Source organism: Frankia sp. AvcI1 (genome assembly GCF_001420875.1).
Lineage (GTDB): Bacteria > Actinomycetota > Actinomycetes > Frankiales > Frankiaceae > Frankia > Frankia alni.
On sequence record NZ_LJFZ01000030.1, the window covers coordinates 84,629 to 106,959 of the forward strand.

Here is a 22,331-nt window from a genome sequence, read left to right on the forward strand (position 1 = left end):
NAGCCCGAAGGGAACGTTGACCAGCAGGCACCAGCGCCAGCTGCCCAGCCCGCCGGTGAGGATGCCGCCGAGGATGAGGCCGGTGGCGGCGCCGAGACCGGTGATCGTCGAGTAGAGGCCGAAGGCGCGTTGCTGGCGCTCGCCCTGGAACACCATGGAGAGCAGGGCCAGACCGGTGGGGCCGGCGAGGGCGGCGCCCGCGCCCTGCAGTACCCGCCCGGTCAGCAGCACGCCGAAGTTGGGCGCGAGGCCGGCGAGCAGCGAGGCGCCGGCGACCAGGCCGATGCCGAGAAGGAACAGCCGGCGGTGGCCGAACACGTCGCCGAGCCGCCCGCTGAGGAGCAGGAGCCCGCCAAAGGCGAGGAAGAAGCCGTTGAGCACCCAGGAGGCCGAGGTCGTCGAGAGACCGAGATCGCTCTGCGTGTCGGGCAGAGCGACGTTCACGATCATCCCGTCGACCTGGAGCATGAACTCCGCTCCCACAATCGCGGTCAGGGCCAGGCCCGATCCGCCCGGTGGCGCCGCCGTTGCGGCGCCCTGCGGACTGGTGGCTGTGGTCATGGCAGGAACCTCCGCGGCTGCACACGTCCCAATATCCTGAGCCAGTCTCAGGTTAATTGACGATCAGTTAACCTGAGGCTGCCTCGGGTAGTCAAGGGTTTGGGTGGACGGCCCGCGGGCGGTGCGCCGTGCACGGCGTGACCAGGCCTGACTCGGCTGGTCAGGGCCCGCCGCAGCGCAGGCACCTGCGCCTCGGGCGAGGCCTGGCCCACCTGCGCCGCCGGCGCCTTCACCTCGAAGACGTGGAACGCCCCGGGATACGGGTGCAGCTCGGTCGGCACACCGGGCGCGGCGAGCCGGCGGGCGTACTCGATGATCTCGTCGCGGCCGACCTCCCACTGCCCGTGGGACAGGTAGGTCGGGGACAGTGCACGGGAGACACCACCACGCAGCCGATCTGCTGCGCACGGTAGTCGAACAGGGAATCGAACTGGGCCCGACGGGTCACCCGGGGTGGCCCGTCGAGGATGTCCCGCACCCCCGGCCGAGGAGACTGGTGGGCGGCCGGAGTTCCNGTCGAGATATTAGGTCAGAGCAGTCAGATCAACTACGGACGGCTCACGCGGACCCATGGGATCCAGCACGGTACTCCCTCGGTACTCCCCCGGTGTCGGTCCCGTCGGCCGAGCCATTGTTGCAGGGCGGGCCGGCGGTCGCGCTGCGCCCTGGCCGGCGTACGGCTCGACTTCAGAACGGCTTTAGACGGCGACCGTAACGTCATGGCCGGCGGAGCCTCCGCAGGCCACCGGCTTACTCGGAATGCCCTGCACGAGGCCGCCGGTGGCTTTTCAGGAATTGCCCGGCACTGTGACGCGCCGTTGCGGTGTATTGGGAATCCGGTGTGCCGCCGGCGCCCGCGGCCGCCCTGCGCCCAGCTCCGCGCCGAGGCGCATCGCCGAGGCTAACCAGTCAGTTCGATGAGACAATTATGGATGTTGGATGAATTCCGGAGTTCGGTTTCGTGCGGCCCCGAGAAGACGGGTGGTGCCGGCGGTCGCGCTCGGCGCCGTCCTGGCGCTGGCATCGTCCTGCGCCGGCGGATCGGGTAGTTCCGCGGACGGGGAAGCCCCCCGAGACGGTGGAACGCTGAACCTCGCCATCGGCAGGGAGCCCGACTGCCTGGACCCGCATCAGAGTCCGAGCGCCGCCGCCCGCGTGGTTTCCCGGCCGATCGTGGACTCGCTGGTGTACCAGGACCCCAAGGGGGCGATCAAACCCTGGCTGGCCAGTCGTTGGACCATCGCCGCGGACCACAAGGCCTACACCTTCACCCTCCGGGACGACGTGCGGTTCACCGACGGTGCACGCTTCGACGCCGCGGNGGTGGTGGCGAACCTGGAACACATCGTCAACCCGAAGACCAAGTCGTTGCTTGCGGCCAGTCTCCTCACCGGCTACGAGTCCTCGCGGGCGATCGACGCGCACACCGTGGAGATACGGCTCAAGGAGCCCTCCTCGGCCCTGCTGGACGCGCTGGCCACCCCGAATCTCGGGATCGAGTCGCCGGCGACCCTCACCCGGGGCAACAACNCGCTGTGTGCCACCATCGTCGGCACCGGGCCGTTCGCCAGCCCGGGCGGCTACCGTCAGCAGCAGGGGATCGAGTACGTCCGCAACCGCGACTACGCCTGGGCACCGCCCGGCGCGGGACACACCGGCCCCGCCCGTCTGGACGCGATCCGGATCCGGGTCGCACCNGACAACTCCGCCCGCTACGGAGCGCTGACCAGCGGGCAGGTCGACGCGATCACCAACCTGTCCCCGGTGAACCTGCGTGAGNTGCGTACCGCCGACGGCTTCCACCTGTTCTCGGTGCCGTTCCCCGGCATCCCCTACACGTACTTCCCGAACACCGAGAAGGGAGTGCTGNCCGACGTTGCCGTCCGCAAGGCCTTTCGGGCGGGGATCGACTGGGCCCAGATCGTCAAGAACGTCTACTTCGGCGCCTACCCCGTCGCTCGCGGGGTCCTGACGTCGACGACGTTCGGCTACGACAAGTCCCAGGAGTCGGCGTACGCCTACAACCCCACCGAGGCCGCCCGGCTGCTCGACCAGGCGGGTTGGACGGCGCGTGACGCCAAGGGGTACCGGACGAAGAACGGCGNGCGCCTGACGCTGCGCCACCTGTGGTCCGACCCGTCCATCGAGGATCTGGCCGTGCAGATTCAGGCCGCCGCCAAGGAGNTCGGGATCGAGATCGTCGANGAGAACATCGACGAGGGCACGTACGTCGACCGGATCCTGTCCGCCGACTACGAGCTCGCCGACACGAACTTCGCCTCCCCCGGCCCGGAGGTTCTCAAGGTCCTCTACGGCTCGGNCAACGTTCCCTCGCCCACCCGAGGGCTGGCCAACAACATCTCCCGAACCNCCAACAGCGAGCTGGACAAGCTCTTCCTGCAGGCCGCGGCCAGCGACAACGTGACAGAACGGCTGCGAGTCTACGGCCAGGCCCAGCGCCAGCTCACCGCGGACGCCGCATCGTTCCCGATCTACTCGCCCCTGTCCACGGTCGCGGCCCGCTCCGCGGTCCGGGATGTCACCTTCGCCATCGACGGCAGCCCGATCTTCTACGACACATGGCTGAGCTCCTGACCTCGACGGCACCGGGGGCCGAGGCCCACGACGAGACGCCGGACGGCGGCGCGCGCCGCCGCCGCCTCGGCGCCCCGTTGGCCCGGCTGGTTCTGACCCGGGTGCTGGCCTCCGTGGCGGTGCTGTGGGGNGCGGTGACGGCGACCTTCCTCCTGCTCGAGCTGATGCACGGCAACACGGTCGACGTGATGCTCGCCCAGTCCCAGGCCGGCCCGGAGGTGCGGGCAGAGCTCATCTCGCGGTACCGGCTGGACGACCCGCTGCCGGTGCGGTACTTCGCCTACCTCGGCCGGGTGGTCCGGGGCGACTTCGGTGAGTCCTACATGCTGCGCAAGCCGGTGTGGCGAGCGATCATCGAGCAGCTCCCGGACACCCTCGTCCTGGTGGCGACGACGGTCGTGGCCACGGTGGTCGCCTCGGTGCTGTTCGCGGCGCTCAGCGCCACCCGCCGCCGGTGGCTGCGCTCGGTGGTCGCCGCCGTGGAATCGCTGGTCGTCGCCATTCCGCCGTTCTGGCTGGGGCTTGTCCTGCTGACGGTGTTCTCCTTCTCCCTGCACTGGTTTCCCGCCATCGGGTCGTCGTCTCCCGCCGGGCTCGTGCTGCCCACCGTCGCGCTGGCCGCGGGGCCGGTGGCGGTGACCACCCGGGTACTGCGCGAGGGGATGTTGCGTGCGCTGGACGAGCCCTTCGTGGTGACGGCCCGCACCCGGGGGATCAGCGAGGGCGCGGTGCGCCTGCGGCACACGCTGCGGNACGCCCTGTTGCCGGCCACGGCGCTGCTGGGCTGGATCTCCGGCTCCCTGATCGGTGGGGCGATCATCATCGAGACGGTGTTCTCGCGCCGCGGGATGGGCCGGCTGGTGCTGTCCGCCGTCCAGAACCGGGACATGCCCGTCGTGATCGGGATCGTCCTCGTCGCGGCGACGACATTCGTGCTCATCAACGTCCTGGTCGACATCCTCACCTGGTTCATCGACCCGCGGACGCGGACCTGACGAGGAGGGGAGACCGATGGCAGTCACACAGAGATCAACCGGGGCGTCGCAGCCGCTCGACGCCGAGCTTGCCGAGACGGGGATCGGGCTGATCCCCGGGCGCGTCGGCGCGGGCCGTCCCCGTCGGCGATCCGTGGTCGGGTTCGGGCTCGGGATCGCGGTACTGCTCCTGCTGGCCTGNGTCGCGGCCGCTCCCGGGCTGTTCACCGGGGTGGACCCGAACGCCGCCGACCTGCGCCACANGCTGCGGGGGCCGAGCGGGGACCACTGGTTCGGCACCGACCAGAACGGCCGTGACCTCTACGCGCGCATCGTGTACGGCGCCCGTCCCTCGCTGCTGATCGGGGTCGGGGCGTCCCTGATGTCGCTGGTCGGCGGCGTCGTGGTGGGGGTGCTCGCCGCCCAGTCGAACCGCGTGGTCGACCAGGTGATCAGNCGACTGCTCGACGTCGTCATGTCGGTGCCCGGCCTGCTCCTGGTCTTTCTCGTCGTTGCCGTCCTGGGCACCGGCAGCAGGAACGCCGCGGTGGGCCTGGCGGTCGTTGGCATTCCCGGCTTCGCCCGGGTGACCCGGGCGGAGGTCATCCGCGTCCGGTCCGGTCACTACGTCGAGGCCGCGCATGGGCTGGGATGGAGCAAACTGCAGGTGGTGGTGCGCCACATCGTCCCGAACACCGTCGGACCGATCGTCGCGCTCGCCACCGTCGGTCTCGGCAGCATGATCGTGGCGAGCTCGTCGTTGAGCTTCGTCGGGCTGGGCCCCCGGCCGCCGACCGCCGAGTGGGGGGCGATGCTGGCTGGCAGCCGCAACTACCTCGAGGTGGCCTGGTGGCCGGCGGTCTTCCCCGGCCTGGCGCTCACCATCGCCGTGCTCGCCGTCACCGTGGTGGGGGAGCGGATCCAGGGNCTGACCCGATGAGCGCGCCGAACAGGCCGCCGGCGCGGGACGAGCCGTTGCTCGCGGTGCGCGATCTGCGCGTCTCCTTCGCTCGGGAGCATCAGTCGTCCCGGGAGCGCCGGTCGTCCCCGGAGCAGCAGGTCGCGGAGGCGGTGCGGGGAGTCTCCTTCGAGATCCGACGAGGCCAGATCGTGGCGATCGTCGGCGAGTCCGGATCCGGTAAGAGCGTGACCGCCCGCAGCCTGGTGGGCCTGGCCGGCGACAACGCGGCGGTGCGCGCGCGGGCGTTGTCGTTCGACGGCCTCGATCTGCGCACGCTGGGATCCCGGCAGTGGCGCTCGGTGCGCGGCGGCAGGATCGGCTTCGTCCTGCAGGACGCGATGGGCTCGCTGGACCCCCTGCGTTCCATCGCCGCCGAGGTCGGCGAGCCGTTGCGAGAGCACCGCACCGTCGAACGCGGCCGCGTCGAGGAGGAGGTCGTCCGCCTGCTGGCGGAGGTGGNCATCCCGAACCCGCGGACCCGGCTGCGCCAGCATCCCCACCAGTTGTCCGGTGGGCTGCGCCAGCGTGCGCTGATCGCGTCCGCCCTCGCCGCACGGCCCGATCTGGTCATCGCGGACGAGCCCACCACGGCGCTGGACGTGACGGTGCAGAAGCAGGTGCTCGCACTGCTGCGGGAGCGCACGGCGGACGGCACGGCGATGCTGCTGATCAGCCACGATCTCGCGGTCGTGGCCGAACTGGCCGACCACGTCTACGTGATGCGGGATGGGGTCTTCGTCGAACAGGGGCCCACCCGGACCGTGCTCGACGCGCCCGCCCACGCCTACACCCGCCAGCTGCTCGCGGCGGCCTCGGCCCTGGGTACACACGGCGGCGGGGCGCCGGCACCCTCGACGCCCGTCGCCGCCGCACCGGTGCGGGTGAGCCCCCCGCCCGGGCCGGCGCCGAGGGTGCCCGCCGATCCGGCTGCGGCGGTGCTGGCGGCCCGCGGGCTCGTCAAGACCTACGAACTCCCCGGCCGGCAGCGGCTGACAGCGGTCGACGACGTCTCCTTCGTCGTGCGGGCGGGGGAGACCGTCGGGCTCGTCGGGGAGTCCGGGTCGGGCAAGACCACGGTTGGCCGGATGCTGATGGGGCTCGTCGCACCGGACTCCGGCGAGGTCACGGTGGACGGTGTCGGGTGGACCGCGCTGGACCGCGCCGCCCGGCGCGCGGCCCGCCGGCGGGTCCAGATGATCTACCAGGACCCGCTGGGCTCGTTCGACCCCCGTTACACGGCCCGCCAGATCCTCGAGGAGCCGCTGCGCGTGTCGTCGACGTCGGCCGCCGACCGGGCGAAGCGGGTGGGGCAGCTGCTGGAGCATGTCGGGCTCGGACCGGAGGTCCTGCCCACCCGGGCCAGGGCACTGTCCGGGGGCCAGCGCCAGCGGCTGGCGATCGCTCGCGCGCTCGCGTCCGACCCGGAGGTGATCGTCTGCGACGAGCCGGTGTCGGCCCTGGACGTCTCGATCCAGGCACAGGTGCTCGAGGTGTTCCGGGACGTGCAGGCCCGCCTGGGCGTCGCGTACGTCTTCATCTCCCACCACCTGGGCGTCGTGCACTACCTCAGCCATCGGGTGGTGGTCATGCACCGGGGGCAGGTCGTCGAACAGGGACCGGCGGAGCAGGTGTTCGGCGCTCCCCGGCATCCCTACACCCAGGCGCTGCTCGCCGCGGTCCCCCGCCTGGCCGTCGCGCAGAAGGACACCACCGAGTCGGCCACCGCCGAGTCGGCCGACGATGTCGTTGTCGGCCCGCCGCGACGCTGAAGGCATTCTTAACCGCTCTTGCCGGTCGTACGCCTCTACCACTACATTCCTATGGTGGCCCTCACTCGTCGGCCCGGGTCATAACTTCGGTACTGTCGACGACTTGCAAGATTTCATGCGGAAGGATCCCGCGAATGACGCAGGCCCCACAGTATCCGCAAACGCGGACCTNCCCCTACGAGCCGCCGCCGGCATATAAAGAGATCGGCCAGGAAGGGCCGGTCGTCAAGGTCAGNCTGTTCGACGGCCGCGAGTCCTGGATGGTCACCGGATACCGGGAGTCCCGAGAGATACTCACGCATCCGAACCTCTCGTCGTTGNGTACCCATCCAAACTTTNCCATCGTGGCGCCGCGGTTCCGTTCGCCGGTGGCGCGCAGCCTGGCCCTCCTCGCGATGGATCCGCCCATCCATGACGTGTACCGTCGCTATCTCAACCCNCATTTCAGCCTCCGTTCCGTGCGGGCGATGAGACCGGAGCTTGAGCGCATCATTGCCGGTTACGTCGATCGGATCATCGATCATGGTCCGCCGGCGGATCTCATCGAAATGCTCGCCGTGCCGATGNCCTCGCTGATCATCTGTCACCATCTCGGTGTTCCCTACGCCGACCACGACTTCTTCCAGGACTGCAGCGGCAAGGTGATGCTGGCCGGCGAGGAGGAGGCCGGCAAGGCGGCCCAGGACCTCGTCGAGTATCTCGACAATCTGGTGACGGAGCAGCAGCGCAACCCAACCGACGGCCTGATCGGCCAACTGGTGCGGGAGCGGGTCAGCGATGGCGACATCGGCCACGACGAACTGGTGTCGATCGCGCTCGTCCTGCTGATCGCGGCCCACGAGACGACGGCGTCGACGCTCGCGATCGGCATCATCAACCTGCTCGGGCACCCCGAGGAACTGGCCAAGCTGCGGGCCGACATCTCCTTGCTGCCCGGGGCGATCGAAGAGCTGCTGCGTTACGTCGCGACCACGGACCTGGTCGCCGTCCGGATCGCCAAGGGCGACATCGAGATAGCGGGGCACCACATCCGGGAGGGCGAGCCCGTCCTGGTCTCCGGCACCCTGGCCAACCGCGATCCGCAGGTGCACCAGCGNGCGGACGAGTTCGACATCCAGCGCGACGACACGTTCCACCTGACGTTCGGATTCGGCATCCACCAGTGCCTGGGGCAGAACCTCGCCCGGCTGGAGATCGAGCTGGCGCTGCGCGAGCTGATCACCCGTCTGCCGGGACTGCGCCTGGCCGTGCCGATGGAGGAGCTGCCGATCCTCAGCGCGGGCACCGTGNAGCGTGTCCTCGAGCTTCCCGTCGAGTGGTAGCGGCGCTGCGGGTCGAGGCCGACCGCGACCTGTGTATCAGTGCCGGGCGCTGNCTGGCGACGGCGCCGGACGTCTTCGACCAGGACGAGGAGGGTCTGGTGGTCGTCGTCGAGCCGGATCGGCCGGCCGGCGACGAGCCCCTGCTGCGCAAGGCCCAGTATCTGTGCCCGGCCGCCGCGATCACGCTGCTCGGTGGGTCTGCGACCGGGTGATCTTGTGCCCGGCCGCCCCCGTCGCGAATCGTCGTGAAGATCGTGGGCCGTCATGCATCGTCGTGGACGTCGAGGATGCTGCCGAGGATGCTGAGGACCGTCGTGGAGCGCCCCGCCGGCCGACCGGGACAGGTCGACCGGCGGGGCGTCCGTCAGAGCTCGATGAACTGCATGCTCTGCTCGTTCCAGCGCGCACCCGCGATGTGCCCGGGCGCGACGCTCGCCTCGATCGCGGCCAGGTCCTCGGCATCGAGGTCCAGGAAGGCGGCCGCCGCGTTCTCGTCCAGGTGCGAACGCCGTCGGGTGCCCGGAATGGGCACGACGTCGAGGTCGCGATGGTGCAGCCAGGCCAGGGCCAGCTGCGCCGCGCTCACGCCCCGCTCGTCCGCCAGCCGGACCAGCCGGTCCACGACGGTGAGGTTGCGGGGCAGGTTCTCGGCGGCGAAGCGGGGCTGGGCGATCCGGCGGAAGTCGTCGGTACCGAGCTGGTCGACCGAGCGGATGGTGCCGCTGAGGAAGCCGCGGCCGAGCGGCGCGTAGGCGACGACCGTGATGCCCAGCTCGCGGCACAGCGGCGCGATCTCGGCCTCGATGTCACGGGACCACAGCGACCACTCCGTCTGGAGTACTCCCAGGGGATGGACCGCGTGGGCGCGGCGGATCGTCGCGGCCCCGGCTTCGGACAGCCCGATCTCGCGGACCTTGCCGGCGGTGACGAGCNCGGCCAGCGCCCCGGCCGTCTCCTCGATCGGTACCGAGGGGTCCACCCTGGTCAGACACAGGATGTCGAGATGATCGACACCCAGCCGACGCAGGGAGTCCTCGCAGCTGCGGCGGACGTGGTCGGCGTCGGCGCGGATACCCGAGCCCACACCCGGTCCGGGGCGGACCACGCCGAACTTGGTGGCGATGACGGCCTGGTCGCGCCGGCCCCGCAGCGCGCGCCCGATCAGCTCCTCGTTGCGGCCGTGCCCGTAGACGTCGGCGGTGTCGAGCAGGGTGATCCCGCGTTCGAGCCCACGATGAATGGTGGCGATCGCCTCGGCGTCATCGGTCGGACCGTAGAACTCGGTCATGCCCAGACACCCCAGCCCCTGGGCGCCGACGGTGAGAGTGCCGATCCGCCGGGTGGGCAGGCGGGTGATGGAATCCTCGGAGGAGGTCCGGGAGATCACCGTCCGTACAGCACAATCGAGGAGATGTAGGTGTCGTGGGTCTCCTTGACCAGGGGCCGGAACTGGCGGTAACCGATGGCCCCGCGCAGGGGGCCGTCGACGACGACGGCGGGAAAGGTCGCCGGCTCCCCGGCGGTCAGGCGGGCGTCGTCGACGAGCCCGCCCGACCGCACGACGTTTCCGTCCAACAGCGATATCTCCTCGCCGAAGTACGCGATGTAATGGCCGTCGTCGGCCTGCTGGTAGAGCATTCGGNCGCCACCCACCGTTCTCCCCAGCAGCGTCCCGTCCGGAGCGAATATGTCAAGCTCCACGGTGGCGACATCGTTCTCGGTCGGTGTCGCTCCGGTCAGGTCGTCGTTGGTCGACTGGTACGCGGTCACCTTCTCGGTAAGGTCGCGCAGAATCAGCGACCTCGCCGGCTGGCGGAGGCCGTCGACCTCGGCCGAACTGGTCTCTGGGGGAGCGGTGAACGTGAAGACCGCGCCCGTTCGAGCGAGATCCTCCGGTGCGGTGNGGCCGGTCGTCGACGTACCTGTCATGGTGTCGGTCCCTCCTGGCTGCGCGGCCCGTCGCGCCGTCGGTCCACCGGCCGGCCGAGCCCTCGGTCAATATTGTCCAAATGCTATGTCGGGGGGCTCAAATGGNTCTAAAGAGAAGCGTCGGGCGCTGGTCCTCGGCCTGGCCCGTACCGGTGCTCCGGGTCACCGCGAGAGCCAGCTCCACCATTGAGTTCAATCCGGTCTTCCGATAGATTCGGGTCAGGTGGACGTCGACTGTTCTGATGCTTATCGTCAGTCGCTCGGCGATCTCCCGCCGTTTCATGNCCGACGAGATGAGGAAGGCGATCTCGCGCTCGCGCCGGGTGAGCGCGCCGAGTATCTCGGAGTCGACGGGGTCCGGTGGTCGGGGCTGGTCGGGTCGGCTGGTTCGGCTGGGTTGGCCGGCCTGCCGGCCCAGCCAGTCCAGCAGGGTGCGGGCGTCGCGGCGCCCGGCGATCTCCGCCGCCAGGTCGGCGAGGTCCGCGGCCTGCGAGGCGCGGCCCAGCGATCGCAGCGCCGCCGCGGCGAGACCGAGGGAGTAGCACTGATCGATCGTCATGCCTACCGAGGCGAACAGCGTGGCCGCCTCCAGGTAGCACGCGGCGGCGTCGGCGGTCCGCCCGGTCCCACGCAGCACGTGGCCACGCGAGAGGAGGGCGAAGGCCTGGTGAGAGGGCAGCGATACCGCGCGGGCGTGGTGCTCGTTGCGCGCGGCCCACTCGGTGATGGGCAGTCCGGCGTCGAGCCCGGCCGCGCAGAGCAGCTCCCAACCTCGGCCGCGCTGCATCAGTGGCAGCCCCGTCAGCTGCGCTCCCCTGCCCTCGTTGAGCAGCAACGTCACGCAGTGCTGCGGATCGCCGTCAAGCCAGGCCGAGATGGCCAGAGAAAGGATCGCCATCGACGCACTGCCGNTGACGTCGCCGCGCAGTGGCATCTGCGGCTCCTGGGGGTGCCCGGACAGCGCCTGCTTCGCCAGTGCGCGCGCCCGCCCGCTGCCCGGCGGCTGCAGCCATACCTCGCTGAGCGACTGCAGGGCGAGAGCCTGGGACCAGCGCAGGGTGGAGGTGGTGCCGGCCTCATGGTGAGCCGCCTGCGCCGACTTGCGCGCCTGGCGGAGCAGCCCGAGGTTGCGCTCGGCCTCGCTGAGCAGCACCAGCAGGCTCGNCAGGATGAAGGTCCGCTGCGACCGGTAGGCCGTTGCCACCCCGCGGCCGAGGTGATGGCGGGCATCCGACCACCGGCCGAGATAGAGGTCGGCGAGACCGACCGCGAAGATGTATTCCAGTCGTTGGCTGACCAGCCGCTCCGGGCACCGGGAAAGGGCATCCCCGGCGGCGGACGCGTCCGTGCAGGCGGCGTCGAAGTCCCCCGCCTGCATCGAGGCGAGCGCTCGGATGGCAAGCAGCCCGCAGATGTCCGCGTCCGTCCCGTTGCGTCGGGCGACCTCTACCGCGGCGTCGATGAGCTGGNGGTCGTGTGTTCCGATCATCATCGCCATCCGCAGGCCGTGGGCGAAGACCATCCGGGGCCAGGCGATCGAGGATCGGGCCGCGGGCAGATCCAGTTGCTCACCGAGCAGGCCGAGGGTCTGGACGTCGTGGCTGGCGATGCCCTCGATCACGCTGACGAAGGCGACCTGATCTGCCCAGTCGGCCTCGTGGAGATCCTCCTGGTGGCGGCGGATGTCGAAGAGTAGGGCACGGCTTTCCGTCATGCGCCCGGAGTTGCCGAGCGCGGCGACCAGGGCGAGTCGGGCCTTGCGTCCGATCGCGCTGGTGGGGGAGGTCCATTCGGTCACCGTGGTGAGCCACGAGATGGCCTCCGAGACATCGAGCTCCATGACGTCCCACGCCGCCGCGACGATCTGCGCGAGTTCCTCAGGCCGCGCGCGGAAGAGCGAGTGAACCAGATGGAAGCCGAGCTCTCGGCTGGTCAGGCCCCGGCTGGCGAGGCTGCCGATGGCGCGCCGGTGGGCGTTCTTCGCCCAGATCGGATCCATCGACCGGTGCAGGAGCGTGCCGAGGACGTCGTGGCGGATGGAGAAGCCCTGCCCGATCCCGTCCGGCCGCAACAGGTCGCGCTGTACCAGCACCCGCACCGCCGCGGAGACCTGCGGATGGTCCAGCTCGGCAACCNCCGAGAGCAGCTCGACGTCGAAGTGGTCCCGCAGCACCACGGCTGCCTGCAGGACGCGGTGCTCCGTCGCGCTCAGGCCCTGGGTCTCGACCAGCGCGGCGAACTCGAAGGGCGCGACGATCGAGTTCTGGCACTGCCGCCTGCTCTGTTCGAGGGCCAGCAGCGCGCGCAGGTTGAAGGGATTGCGGTCGTCAGGACGGATCTCCCGCGTCAGTGGTCGCGACAGCAGGGCGACGACCTGCTCGTTGGTCAGCGGCGCCAGCTCGATCCGACTGGCGTGGCCGAAGGTGACGCCGAGCGAGATCGCCTCGGCCAGCTCCATGGGGGTCTGGCGGGGCCGCAGCGAGACGACCACGTCCCACCGGGGACGGATCTTCCCCGCTGCGATCGCGGTCAGCTCCCCTATCGTGGCGGCGCTCGCCAGATGGGCGTCCTCCAGGACNAGCAGGCCCCGACTGGCCGACCACCGCCGCAGCCGCGCGACGTTCTCGGCCGGCAGGTCCGGTGAGCGGGGCGGCGGGATGTGCGACAGCGCGGACTGCAGTGGGCTGTACGAGTCCGCGTCCTGGCCCGGGGAGTGGCGGTAGACAATGGCCGGGCGCTCGCTGGAGTACCGGTGGCGCACCAGGGCGGCCAGCAGATGCGTCTTGCCCGACCCCGGGTCGCCGACGACCGCGATCAAACTGCCTGCGCGGGCGGGCTCGCATACCAGGGTCTGCAGCGTTTCCAGCTCGGCCGTCCGCACGACGGTGGACTCGGGTGGGTTGATGTGCGCGGGTGCGTAGGGCGTCATGGCGTGGAGCNACGACTCCATCTGGCATTCCCCTTGTCCCCGGAAGCGTCGGGCCGGGCGCGGGATCCGCGACCGTCGCGCGCGGTGACGCGTTCATTGTGTTGTATTTTTGCAGCCTCGACACGAGGTTCGGCCGCCTGGGCGGCCGTGCGTGGCGTGGGCCGGCCGTGCCGGCCATGGCGGGCGGTTGGATGCGATCGCGCCCGCGCGGCGTATATCACACCGTTGTGTCCACCACCGGCCGTGGCCGTGGGTGAAGGTGCGCGGATGAGTGCTTCGCACCATAGCCAGAGCGGCGGCACGAGTCAGAGCGGCGGCACGGTACGATGTGGCTGCGACATCCCCATGCGGATCTGCGCACGGCCCGGCCGCCGGAAAGGCCGCCCGCGAGGGCGGAAAACAGCAGTGCCCCGATGCCAGAGATCGGAACAGTCGTGCCTACGGACACAAAGCGCTGGACACCCGGGCGAAGTCTATGTGGGCGCGACGAGATGGGCTGCGGAGCACCTTCGCATCCTACGAGGAGCCTCTTCGTACTGTCCACCGTTACGGTCCGTCCTGCCCGTTCCGGTCGTCGCCCGCCCGGCCGCGGATATGTGGCCCGCTGCCTGGTCCGCTGCCTGGTCGGCTGCCGCTTCCAATGGCCGCCGCCGGTACCCGCCAATGGTTGCGGTGTGTAATCGGAGTCGGGGGTCGGCGGGGGAAACGCGCGCCTTCGATACGATCGCGGTCGGGGCCGATCCCGTCCGCGGGAAACGATCGAGAGTGATGCGCCGGTGCGTGGAGCACCGCACCGGGCCGGCTCGCCGGGCTGTTCGGCCGGTTGGTCCCACGCGCCGAATCGGCGTGGGCGGCGAGCGGATCCGTCCGTGCCGCGGGCATCGAGCCGGGCGGGCGGGCCGAAGTTCCGGCGCGGTGCAGGGCTGAGGCCGCCGAGATCGGGATCCGGCGGCGCCCGAACGTCGAGTCGCCCCTATGNCCACGACCCGGCCGCACTCGGCGAGTACGTACGGGCTGGGCCGAAGATACGCACTTCCGCTGATGTGCCTGCTTCGTCCGTCTGGTGAGAATGGCCGACGCCAGGTGAAGCGGACACCGGTCCGTCTCCCCGTCCGTGGAGGACAGACTGTGGAAGCCACGCGATACGAGTTGCTCGGGCCTCTCCAGATCAGGAATGAAAAGCCTGTCAGGATCAGCGCGCCGAAAGTCGAGATCCTGCTCGCCGCGCTTCTGATCAGAGCGAATCGTCCGGTCTCTGCCGAAGAGCTCATCAGCGAGATATGGGGGGACGACCGCCCCAGCCGGGTCCGGGCCGGTCTGCATGTCTACATCTCCCAGCTGCNCAAGATCTGCATCGGCCCGGAAGGTCGCGGAGCGGTCATCACCACGCACGCGCACGGCTACGTCCTGCGGGTGGACGACTCGCTGACCGACGTCCACGACCTGCAGCAGCTGCATGCGCGCGGGCGGGCTGATCAGGCCGACCAGCCGGAGCGGGCGTTCGTCAGCTTCACCGCCGCGGCCGCGCTCTTCCGCGGGCCGGTACTTGCCGGGATCCGGGACGGCGACATCGTGAGCACCTTCATACGGTGGGCCGAGGAAATGCGGCTGGAGTGTCTGGAGTCGATCGCCCGCTGCTCCTTGCGGACCGGACGTCACCGGGAGCTGGTGTGTGATCTCACGAACTGGATCGACGAGCACCCGTTCCACGAGGCGTTCCGGGAACTGCTGATGCTGGCCCTGCATCTGTCGGGTCGGCGGGCCGAGGCTTTGCGCGAGTTCCAGTGCGCGCGGCGCCTCATGCGGGAGGAACTCGGGCTCGAGCCGAGCGAGACGATGCGTCAGTTGCAGAACNCAATCCTGAACGACCGGCGTGACCTCGTGGTGGCGGGTTAGCGGACCGGACCGGTGGTCGTCCGCGGCCGTCGAGCAGCGATACAAGAGTCTCTTTAGCGTGGCGTAGTAGTTTTTCGNCACAACGGAAGGCGACATCTACAGTAGAGGTGAAGATATGCCGCGAGGTCCAGTGCGGTTGCTCTCCGCCGGAACCNCTCTGCCGGGGCCGCCCATTGACACCGCCGCGTTGGCCGGCCGGTTCGGAATGGACCACCTGTGGCAGCAGTGGGTCGACACCTTCATCGGTACGAAGACCCGGCACCTGGCGGTGGACCTGGCGACCGGCGAGCCGGGCCAGTCCCTCGCCGACCTCGGGTACATCGCGGCGGCGAAGGCCCTCGAACGGGCCCGGATCAGCGCGGAGGATGTCGACGTCGTCGTCCTCGGCACCGCGACCCCGGACGACCTCATGCCGGCCACGGTCAATGTGATCGCCGATCGACTGCGGATCGACGGGGTGCCGACCTTCCAGCTCCAGTCCGGCTGCTCCGGCGCGGTACAGACTTTCGACGTCGCGACCTCCCTGCTGGCGACCGGGCGCTACCGCACGGCCCTGGTCATCGGCGGGGACGTGATTGCCAAGCACTACGACGTCAACGTCAAGCTCGCCGCGGTGCCGCCGCGGGAACTGGTCAACTTCGTCCTGTTCGGCGACGGGGCCGGGGCGGCGGTGCTGTCCACCGAGGACCGTCCCGACGCCCCCGTCGTCCGCGCGGTACTGACTCGCCTGACCGGCCTCGATCGTGAGCCGGGTCAGGTGCTGCGGTGGTTCGGCCTGGTCGACCGGGACGGGCCTGTCGTCGCGGCCCAGGAGGACTACAAGGCGATCGAGGAGTCGGTGCCGCAGATGAGCGAAGAGGTGGTCGACGAGCTCCTCGACGACCTCGACTGNCAGCGCGCCGAGGTCGACTACCTGCTTCCGCCTCAGCTGTCCGTGGCGATGACCACAAAGATCACCAGCAGGCTGAACCTGCCGTCAGCGCGGGAGATCTCCTGCGTCGAATCGACCGGAAACAACGGCAACGCGTTGCTCTTCTTCCAGCTGGATCAGCTGCTGGAGATCGTGTCGGGGCCGGCGAAGGTNCTTGCCGTGGCGATCGAGTCGAGCAAGTGGATCAAGTCGGGTCTGGCGCTGGAGAGAGCGTGACCGGCCCACCGGAAAACTGAAGTGAACGGCTGGAGGTGAGTGTNGATGGCCGCCATGACGAGAACCACGTTCGTCGGTCTCCTGCGGGACGAGATAGGGCTCGACGTGAACGTGGAGGATCTGGGACTCGGTCTCGACGAGCTGCCCGGCTGGGATTCGGTGCAACTNCTGGCCGTGCTTGTGATCCTGGAGAGAAATGCCGATGCCCAGATCTCCCTGCCGGCGCTGCTGGAGGCCGGGAGCCTGGAGTCGATCTACCAGCTGGTGCATGCATGAGCGAGCATGAGTTTCCCAGTCAACGGCAGCACACCCTGTTCTTCCTCGATCAGATCAGGGATTTCTCCCCCGTCTTTCTGGACACCGAGGTGGACGCGACCNCGATCGTCGCCGGCCGCGCGAAGGCCGCGGCGGCGGGCGGGCGTCGGTCCGTGGTGAGCTATGTCGTGCACGCCGCGGCCGGCGTGCTGCGCCGGCACCCCGAGGCCAATGCGGCGATCGACGGACGGATCGAGCCGCGCCTGGCAACCTTCGACACGGTGAGCGCGAAGGTCACGCTCGATCGGATCCTCGACGGGCGGCGGGTGGTGCTGGCCACCGTGCTTCCCGACCTGCAGAGCGCGAGCCTCGCCGACATCCAGGCCCGGCTCGACCAGGTCGCCGCGGGTGACCCGGACACCGCCGAGGACTTCGCCGCCATCCGGGCGCTGCGGGAGTTGCCGCCGGCGCAGGCCCACGAGAGATTTCGCGCCGCGGCGGCACGGCTGGAACTGCGCCCGGCCATCGTGGGCACCTTCAGCGTCACCTCGTTGGGGCACAGTGTCGTCGACTCGTTCCACTCGGTCGGCGGCACCACGATCACTCTGGGGGTCGGTCGGATCGTCGACAGACCCGTCGTCCGGTCCGGGCAGGTCACGGTCGCGCCGGTGCTGCGGCTGTCGCTGACCTTCGACCACCGGGTGATCGACGGCGCGGAGGCCGCCGACATCCTGACCGAGATCACTGCGGCGCTGGAGGCGGTCGAGCAATGAACGACCTCGCCGAGCTGAAGCGGTTCGTGGTGGCGCACGCGATCTCGCAGAATCTCGCGGCCGACCACTACGCGAGCCTGCTCGACGCGATCACGACCGACGCGGGCGACGGGCCCGGCTCGTGGGCCCACGAGTGGATCCGCGCCGGCGAGGAGCTCGATGCCGCCGGCCAGACCCTGGCCGCCTGCCAGTACTACAACATGGGCCGGTTCCCGTTCGTCGACGGTCCAGGCCGGGCGCGTGCGCTGGGTCGCTGCGTCGACGCGTTCGACCGGTGGCGGGTGACGCAGCCCGNCCTCGACACGGCGGAGATCCAGATCGACGGGCTGCCGGTCCGGGTCCTGACGATGGGGCTGTCGGCCGAGAACCCCAGACCGCTGGTGATCATGACAGGTGGCATCGTCAGCCCGAAGGAGCAGTGGGGTGCGGTGCTGCCGCAGCTGGTCCAGTTCGGCTTTGCCGGGGTGGTCGCCGAGCTGCCGCGGGTGGGTGAGAACCCGCTGCCCTACCGCGGTGACAGCTGGCGGCTGTTCCCGGCGATCCTGGACACCCTGAGCGGGCAGGCTCGGGTCGAGCAGACCTACCTGCTCGCGCTCAGCTTCAGCGGGCACCTCGCGGTCACGGCGGCGCTGCACGACCCACGGGTGCGCGGCATCGTCGGCAACGGCACGCCGGTGAGCGACTTCTTCACCGACGCCGCCTGGTGGCGGCGCGTCCCGAAGGTGACCAGGGACACCCTCGCGCACCTCGTCGGTGTCAGCGCCGAGGAGGTCTTCGCGCGCATCGGGCCGTGGGCGCTCGACGACGAGCGGCTGCGCGCGCTGGACATCCCGCTGGCCGTCGTGGCCGCACGCCGCGACGAGATCATCCCGGCCGGGGACGTCGACCGGCTCAAGGCCGCGGTGCGCGATCTGCGGCTGGTGGAACACGACGACGTGCACGGTGCGCCCTCGCACCTCGCCGAGACCCGTCTGTGGAGCCTGCACGCGATCCTCGACATGTGGCCGGGGGCCGACGACGGCGTCAAGGCACAGCTTGCCGCGGCTGTCGCGGGGGCGCGGTCCGGGTCGGGCTGATGACCATCACCGGCGCCCCGGACCGCGGCGTGTGGCTGCGACAGTTCACCACCACCATTGGCACCACCACTGCCGCCGGCACCACCACTGCCGCCGGCATCGCCACTGCCGCCGGCACCGGCGTCGCCACCGGTGTCGGCGCCGGGGGGCGGGTCGTGTGCTTCCCGCACGCAGGCGGCTCGGCCGCGTTTTTCCGGCCGCTGGCGAGAAGCCTGGGCGGGCGTGCCGAGCTGCTGGCGGTGCAGTATCCCGGCCGGCTGGACCGCTTCGACGAACCCGCCGTCAGCGACCTGCGGGAACTGGCCAGGCAGGTCGCGGCCCAGCTCGCCGCGCTGGACGACGCGACGCCCACGGCCTATCTCGGCCACAGCATGGGGGCGCTGGTCGCCTTCGAGGCGGCCCTGCTCGCCCCGACAGCGCCCGTCCGGCTGTTCGCGTCGGCGGCCCGCGCCCCGGCAGCGATCCGGATCGACCCGGCGATCCTCGTCGACGACCGGTCGCTGGAGGAGGAGGTGCTCGCCCTGGGCGGCACCTCCCGCGCGGTGCTCGACAACACGGATCTCCGCAGGATGATCTTTCCGGCGATCCGGGCCGACTACGAGGCACTGCGCGGATACGTACCGATCCCCGGCGCGCGGGTCGACTGCCCGATCACCGTGCTGACGGGCACGGCCGACCCGAGGGTCAGCGTCGGCGAGGCGCGGCGATGGCGCAACCACACCGCCGGCGGCTTCGAGTCCCGGGTGTTCACCGGCGGCCATTTCTACCTGGTGCCGCGGGCGCGGGAGGTGGCCGACGTGGTGGTGGCGGCCCTCCACCGGCANGCACACGGGGACCGCTGAACCCGAGCGGACCGCCGCGTCGAGCAAAGCGCGGCTCACAACTGGAGAGGACACCATGGACAGCAGCGCGAACGCCTCGGCCAAGGAGCCCGTCGCCGTCATCGGGCTGGCGTGCCGTCTGCCGGGCGCGCCGGATCCCGAGGCGTTCTGGCGGCTGCTCGTCGAGGGGCGTAGCAGCGTGCGCGAGGTGCCGGCGGGGCGCTGGGACGCGGCGGCGCTCGACGACCTCGTGGCCCCTGGCCAGCGCTACGGCGGCTATCTCGACGCGATCGACGAGTTCGACGCGGAGTTCTTCGGGATCTCACCGCGCGAGGCGGCGGCGATGGATCCCCAGCAGCGGCTGATCCTCGAGCTGAGCTGGGAGGTCCTGGAGGACGCCGGCGTGCTGCCCGCCTCGCTGCGCGGCACCGCGACCGGGGTGTTCATCGGCTCCCTCGCGGACGAGTACGCGGCGCTGTCCCGGCATTCGACCTCCCGGCACACCCTGACCGGGACGACGCGGGGCATCATCGCCAATCGCGTGTCCTACACCCTCGGGCTGGGCGGGCCGAGCATCGTGGTGGACACCGCCCAGTCCTCGTCCCTGGTGGCGGTGCACCTGGCCTGCGAGAGCCTGCGGCGCNGGGAGTCGACGACGGCGCTCGCCGGCGGGGTCAACCTCATCGTCGATCCCCGGGGCACGGCCGCGGTGACCCGCTTCGGTGCCCTGTCCCCGGACGGGCGCTGCTACACGTTCGACCGCCGGGCCAGCGGCTACGTCCGCGGGGAGGGCGCGGGGCTGGTCCTGCTCAAGCCGCTCACCGCGGCGCTCGCCGACGGCGACCACGTCCACGCGGTCGTTCTCGGCGGGGCGATCAACAACGACGGGACCACCGACGGGCTCACCGTGCCGAGCGCGCAGGCGCAGGCGCAGGTGATCGCCCGCGCCCGGGCCGAGGCCGGAGTCCGACCCGAGCAGGTCCAGTACGTCGAGCTGCACGGCACGGGCACACCGGTGGGCGACCCGATCGAGGCCCGCGCGCTCGGCCTCGTGGCCGGTGGCGGGGCCCCGCTGCAGGTCGGGTCGGTCAAGACAAACGTCGGCCATCTCGAGGGCGGGGCCGGGATCACCGGCCTGCTCAAGACGGTGCTCAGCATCGCCAGGCGGTCGCTGCCGGCCAGCCTGAACTACGCCGAGCCGAGTCCGCAGATCGACCTCGCCGCCGCGCACCTGCAGGTGCGCGACTTCGGCGGTGACTGGCCACGGCCCGAGGAGCGGCTGGTCGCCGGGGTGAGCTCGTTCGGGATGGGCGGCACCAACTGCCACCTCGTGCTGGCCGAGCCGCCGTCGCCGTCGCTGTCGCCGTCGGGTGGCGAGGCGACCGCGGGAACGGTCGCCACCCTGCTGGTGAGCGCGCGCACCGAAGCCGCGCTGTGGGCCCGGGCGCGACAGGTGCGCGACCTCGTCACCGAGCGCGGCGGGGTGCCCGCGGGCCTGGCCCGCACGCTCGCCGCGACCAGGACGGCGTTCGGGGTCCGGGCCGCGGTCACCGGGGACGCGCTGGCAGGCCTCACTGCGCTCGCCGAAGGGCGCGCCGATGCGGGGATCGTCACCGGGCAGGCGGTCGCCGGCGCGGTCGCGGTGCTGTTTCCCGGGCAGGGCAGCCAGCGGCTTGGGATGGGACGGCGGGCCTACCGGGACTTCGCCGTCTGGCGAGACGCCTTCGACGAGGCCGCCGCCGCGCTCGACGGGTACCTTCCCCGGCCGATCGGCGAGGTGATCTGGGCGTCCGGCGCGGACGCGGAGCTACTCGGGCAGACTCGGTACACCCAACCGGCCCTGTTCGCGGTCGAGGTGGCCACCTTCCGGCTGCTCGCGTCGTGGGGAGTCGAACCGGCCCTCGTCGCCGGGCATTCGATCGGCGAGGTGGCCGCGGCACACTGCGCGGGCATCCTCGACCTGCCGTCAGCGGCCAGGATGATCACCGCCCGCGGCCGGCTGATGCAGCGNCTTCCCGGCGGCGGAGCAATGCTGGCCGTCGCCGCGCCGCAACACGAGATCTCCGTTCTGCTCGCGGGACACGAGGAGGTGGCGGGACTCGCCGCCGTCAACGGACCGTCCTCGGTCGTGGTCGCCGGCGCCCGTGCGGCGCTCGACGCGGTCCGCGCCGCGGCCGCAGACCGGGGCTATCGCACCCGGTGGCTCGAGGTCAGCCATGCCTTCCACTCGCCGCTCATGGAACCGATGCTCGAGGAGTTCCGCGCGGAGCTGGCCGGCATCACGTTCCGTGCGCCAGTGATCCCGTTCGTGTCCACGGTGACCGGGGAGCTGGCGGACGCCGGCGATGCGGACTACTGGGTCGAGCACGCCCGGCGCCCGGTCCTGTTCGACGCGGGCCTGCACCGGCTGCACGAGCTCGGGGCCGCCATCCTGGTGGAGGCCGGCCCCGGCCGTACGCTCAGCGGGCTGGGCCGGGCGAGCCTGGGACGGGCCGCCGCCGTCGTGCCGGTCCTGGGTGATCAGGACGATCTGGACCTGGCGGTCGGGCGGCTGTTCGTCGCCGGGGCGAGCCTGGACTGGGACGCGGTGTTCGGACCCGGTGGCCCGCGCGTGGCCTTGGCGACCTATCCGTTCCAGCGCGAACGCCACTGGCTCGAACTCGGGACCGGGGCCGACCCCGCGAGCACCCCGCCCGCACCCGGACCGAAGNCCGCCGCCGAGGCGCAGCCGGCCGTCGAGACGCCGCCTGCCCTCGGGCCGGAGCCCGTCGTCGAGGCGGTGGCGGGCGAGCCGAACTCGTCCGGGCCGGACGTCGAACAGGTGGTCCTCGCGGAGCTCGCCGCGGTGCTGGGGCACCGCGACGCCGCGGCCCTGGACCGGGCGGCTCCCTTCCGGGACCTGGGACTCGACTCGCTCGGCATGACCGAGCTCAGCGACCGGCTCACCGGCGCGCTGAACACCGAGCTGACCACGGCCACGCTGTTCAGCTACCCCTCGGCGGAGGCGCTCGTCGGCCATCTGCGCGGCGACCACGCGCGCGGAGCCGCCGGCGAGCCCGCGGCCGCGGCGGTGGTGACGGCTGCTGTGCGGGCGGGTTCGGCTGATCCGGTGGTGATTGTGGGGATGGGGTGCCGTTATCCGGGTGGGGTGGTTTCTCCGGATGATCTGTGGCGGGTGGTGGTGGATGGTCTGGATGTGACGGGTGATTTTCCGGCTGATCGGGGTTGGGATCTGGAGGGTTTGTTTGATCCGGATCCGGAGCGGGTGGGGACGACGTACACGCGTCGGGGTGGTTTTTTGTACGGGGCGGGGGAGTTTGATG

Annotated in this window: 14 protein-coding genes and 21 pseudogenes; 28 read left to right on the forward strand and 7 right to left on the reverse strand. The window is 70.8% G+C overall.

Annotation, left to right across the window (positions count from 1 at the left end; translation table 11 throughout):
• Window position 1: 1 nt before the first annotated feature.
• A pseudogene (locus UK94_RS64950) lies at window positions 2-561 on the reverse strand (MFS transporter); the annotation flags it as partial.
• 939 nt (window positions 562-1,500) lie between these two features.
• Here UK94_RS64950 and UK94_RS64955 point away from each other — a divergent pair.
• From UK94_RS64955 to UK94_RS25200, 18 genes and pseudogenes are all read left to right on the forward strand, one after another.
• A partial coding sequence (locus tag UK94_RS64955; protein ID WP_235489740.1) for an ABC transporter substrate-binding protein occupies window positions 1,501-1,882 on the forward strand: 382 nt, incomplete at its 3' end.
• 1 nt (window position 1,883) lies between these two features.
• Window positions 1,884-2,091 (forward strand): annotated as a pseudogene (locus tag UK94_RS64960) (ABC transporter substrate-binding protein); the annotation flags it as partial.
• Between the two features lies 1 nt (window position 2,092).
• Window positions 2,093-2,258, forward strand: a pseudogene (locus UK94_RS64965) (ABC transporter substrate-binding protein); the annotation flags it as partial.
• Window position 2,259: 1 nt separating this feature from the next.
• A pseudogene (locus UK94_RS64970) lies at window positions 2,260-2,340 on the forward strand (hypothetical protein); the annotation flags it as partial.
• Between the two features lies 1 nt (window position 2,341).
• Window positions 2,342-2,430, forward strand: a pseudogene (locus UK94_RS64975) (hypothetical protein); the annotation flags it as partial.
• A gap of 1 nt (window position 2,431) precedes the next feature.
• A pseudogene (locus UK94_RS64980) lies at window positions 2,432-2,665 on the forward strand (ABC transporter substrate-binding protein); the annotation flags it as partial.
• 1 nt (window position 2,666) lies between these two features.
• Window positions 2,667-2,745: pseudogene (locus UK94_RS64985) on the forward strand (hypothetical protein); the annotation flags it as partial.
• Between the two features lie 21 nt (window positions 2,746-2,766).
• Window positions 2,767-2,881, forward strand: a pseudogene (locus UK94_RS64995) (hypothetical protein); the annotation flags it as partial.
• A 598-nt stretch (window positions 2,882-3,479) separates the two neighbouring features.
• A partial coding sequence (locus tag UK94_RS65000) for an ABC transporter permease subunit (RefSeq protein WP_235489783.1) occupies window positions 3,480-3,908 on the forward strand: 429 nt, incomplete at its 3' end.
• 1 nt (window position 3,909) lies between these two features.
• A pseudogene (locus UK94_RS65005) lies at window positions 3,910-4,151 on the forward strand (ABC transporter permease subunit); the annotation flags it as partial.
• Between the two features lie 361 nt (window positions 4,152-4,512).
• Window positions 4,513-4,586, forward strand: a 74-nt coding sequence (locus tag UK94_RS75015) for a hypothetical protein (RefSeq protein WP_268761615.1), incomplete at its 3' end; no start/stop codon positions are given.
• A 1-nt stretch (window position 4,587) separates the two neighbouring features.
• A pseudogene (locus tag UK94_RS65010) lies at window positions 4,588-5,057 on the forward strand (ABC transporter permease); the annotation flags it as partial.
• A 9-nt stretch (window positions 5,058-5,066) separates the two neighbouring features.
• On the forward strand, window positions 5,067-5,550 hold a 484-nt coding region (locus UK94_RS65015; RefSeq protein WP_235489742.1), incomplete at its 3' end, for an ATP-binding cassette domain-containing protein.
• A 1-nt stretch (window position 5,551) separates the two neighbouring features.
• Window positions 5,552-6,860: pseudogene (locus UK94_RS25190) on the forward strand (ABC transporter ATP-binding protein); the annotation flags it as partial.
• Window positions 6,861-7,504: 644 nt separating this feature from the next.
• The coding region (locus UK94_RS65020) for a cytochrome P450 (protein WP_235489785.1) at window positions 7,505-7,956 on the forward strand (452 nt) is incomplete at its 3' end.
• 1 nt (window position 7,957) lies between these two features.
• Window positions 7,958-8,149 (forward strand): annotated as a pseudogene (locus UK94_RS65025) (cytochrome P450); the annotation flags it as partial.
• 26 nt (window positions 8,150-8,175) lie between these two features.
• A pseudogene (locus tag UK94_RS75020) lies at window positions 8,176-8,234 on the forward strand (ferredoxin); the annotation flags it as partial.
• Window position 8,235: 1 nt separating this feature from the next.
• Window positions 8,236-8,394 (forward strand): ferredoxin, encoded by a 159-nt coding sequence (locus tag UK94_RS25200; RefSeq protein ID WP_235489788.1) that lies wholly within the window; start codon window positions 8,236-8,238, stop codon window positions 8,392-8,394.
• Window positions 8,395-8,546: 152 nt separating this feature from the next.
• On the opposite strand, the gene UK94_RS65030 is transcribed toward UK94_RS25200, so the two are convergent.
• From UK94_RS65030 to UK94_RS76505, 6 genes and pseudogenes are all read right to left on the reverse strand, one after another.
• Window positions 8,547-9,114 (reverse strand): aldo/keto reductase (locus UK94_RS65030; RefSeq protein WP_235489744.1); only part of this gene is annotated, 568 nt, incomplete at its 5' end.
• Window position 9,115: 1 nt separating this feature from the next.
• A pseudogene (locus UK94_RS65035) lies at window positions 9,116-9,470 on the reverse strand (aldo/keto reductase); the annotation flags it as partial.
• Window positions 9,471-9,565: 95 nt separating this feature from the next.
• The coding region (locus UK94_RS25210; protein WP_235489747.1) for a hypothetical protein at window positions 9,566-9,824 on the reverse strand (259 nt) is incomplete at its 5' end.
• A gap of 1 nt (window position 9,825) precedes the next feature.
• Window positions 9,826-9,952 (reverse strand): annotated as a pseudogene (locus tag UK94_RS65040) (hypothetical protein); the annotation flags it as partial.
• Window positions 9,953-10,217: 265 nt separating this feature from the next.
• A pseudogene (locus UK94_RS65045) lies at window positions 10,218-10,395 on the reverse strand (LuxR C-terminal-related transcriptional regulator); the annotation flags it as partial.
• Between the two features lies 1 nt (window position 10,396).
• Window positions 10,397-11,009 (reverse strand): annotated as a pseudogene (locus tag UK94_RS76505) (LuxR family transcriptional regulator); the annotation flags it as partial.
• 3,072 nt (window positions 11,010-14,081) lie between these two features.
• On the opposite strand from UK94_RS76505, the gene UK94_RS65050 reads away from it, so the two are divergent.
• The 10 genes and pseudogenes from UK94_RS65050 to UK94_RS65075 form a co-directional block, all read left to right on the forward strand.
• Window positions 14,082-14,382 (forward strand): winged helix-turn-helix domain-containing protein (locus UK94_RS65050; RefSeq protein ID WP_235489790.1); only part of this gene is annotated, 301 nt, incomplete at its 3' end.
• A 1-nt stretch (window position 14,383) separates the two neighbouring features.
• Window positions 14,384-14,438 (forward strand): annotated as a pseudogene (locus UK94_RS75030) (hypothetical protein); the annotation flags it as partial.
• Window positions 14,439-14,453: 15 nt separating this feature from the next.
• A partial coding sequence (locus UK94_RS65055) for an AfsR/SARP family transcriptional regulator (protein ID WP_235489749.1) occupies window positions 14,454-14,894 on the forward strand: 441 nt, incomplete at its 3' end.
• A 451-nt stretch (window positions 14,895-15,345) separates the two neighbouring features.
• Window positions 15,346-15,827 (forward strand): annotated as a pseudogene (locus UK94_RS25225) (3-oxoacyl-ACP synthase); the annotation flags it as partial.
• 1,038 nt (window positions 15,828-16,865) lie between these two features.
• The gene (locus tag UK94_RS65060; protein WP_235489796.1) at window positions 16,866-17,111 is read left to right on the forward strand and encodes a 2-oxo acid dehydrogenase subunit E2; all 246 of its coding nucleotides are present in this window, start codon (window positions 16,866-16,868) and stop codon (window positions 17,109-17,111) included.
• A pseudogene (locus tag UK94_RS65065) lies at window positions 17,108-17,405 on the forward strand (alpha/beta hydrolase); the annotation flags it as partial. The gene UK94_RS65060 and the pseudogene UK94_RS65065, both read left to right, overlap by 4 nt.
• 1 nt (window position 17,406) lies before the next feature.
• Window positions 17,407-18,187 (forward strand): annotated as a pseudogene (locus UK94_RS25240) (alpha/beta hydrolase); the annotation flags it as partial.
• Window positions 18,187-19,010: alpha/beta fold hydrolase (locus tag UK94_RS25245; RefSeq protein ID WP_235489751.1), on the forward strand; the 824-nt coding region annotated here is incomplete at its 3' end. The pseudogene UK94_RS25240 and the gene UK94_RS25245, both read left to right, overlap by 1 nt.
• 74 nt (window positions 19,011-19,084) lie before the next feature.
• A partial coding sequence (locus UK94_RS65070; RefSeq protein WP_235489753.1) for a polyketide synthase occupies window positions 19,085-19,651 on the forward strand: 567 nt, incomplete at its 3' end.
• A 2,202-nt stretch (window positions 19,652-21,853) separates the two neighbouring features.
• On the forward strand, window positions 21,854-22,331 hold a 478-nt coding region (locus tag UK94_RS65075), incomplete at its 3' end, for an acyl carrier protein (protein WP_235489799.1).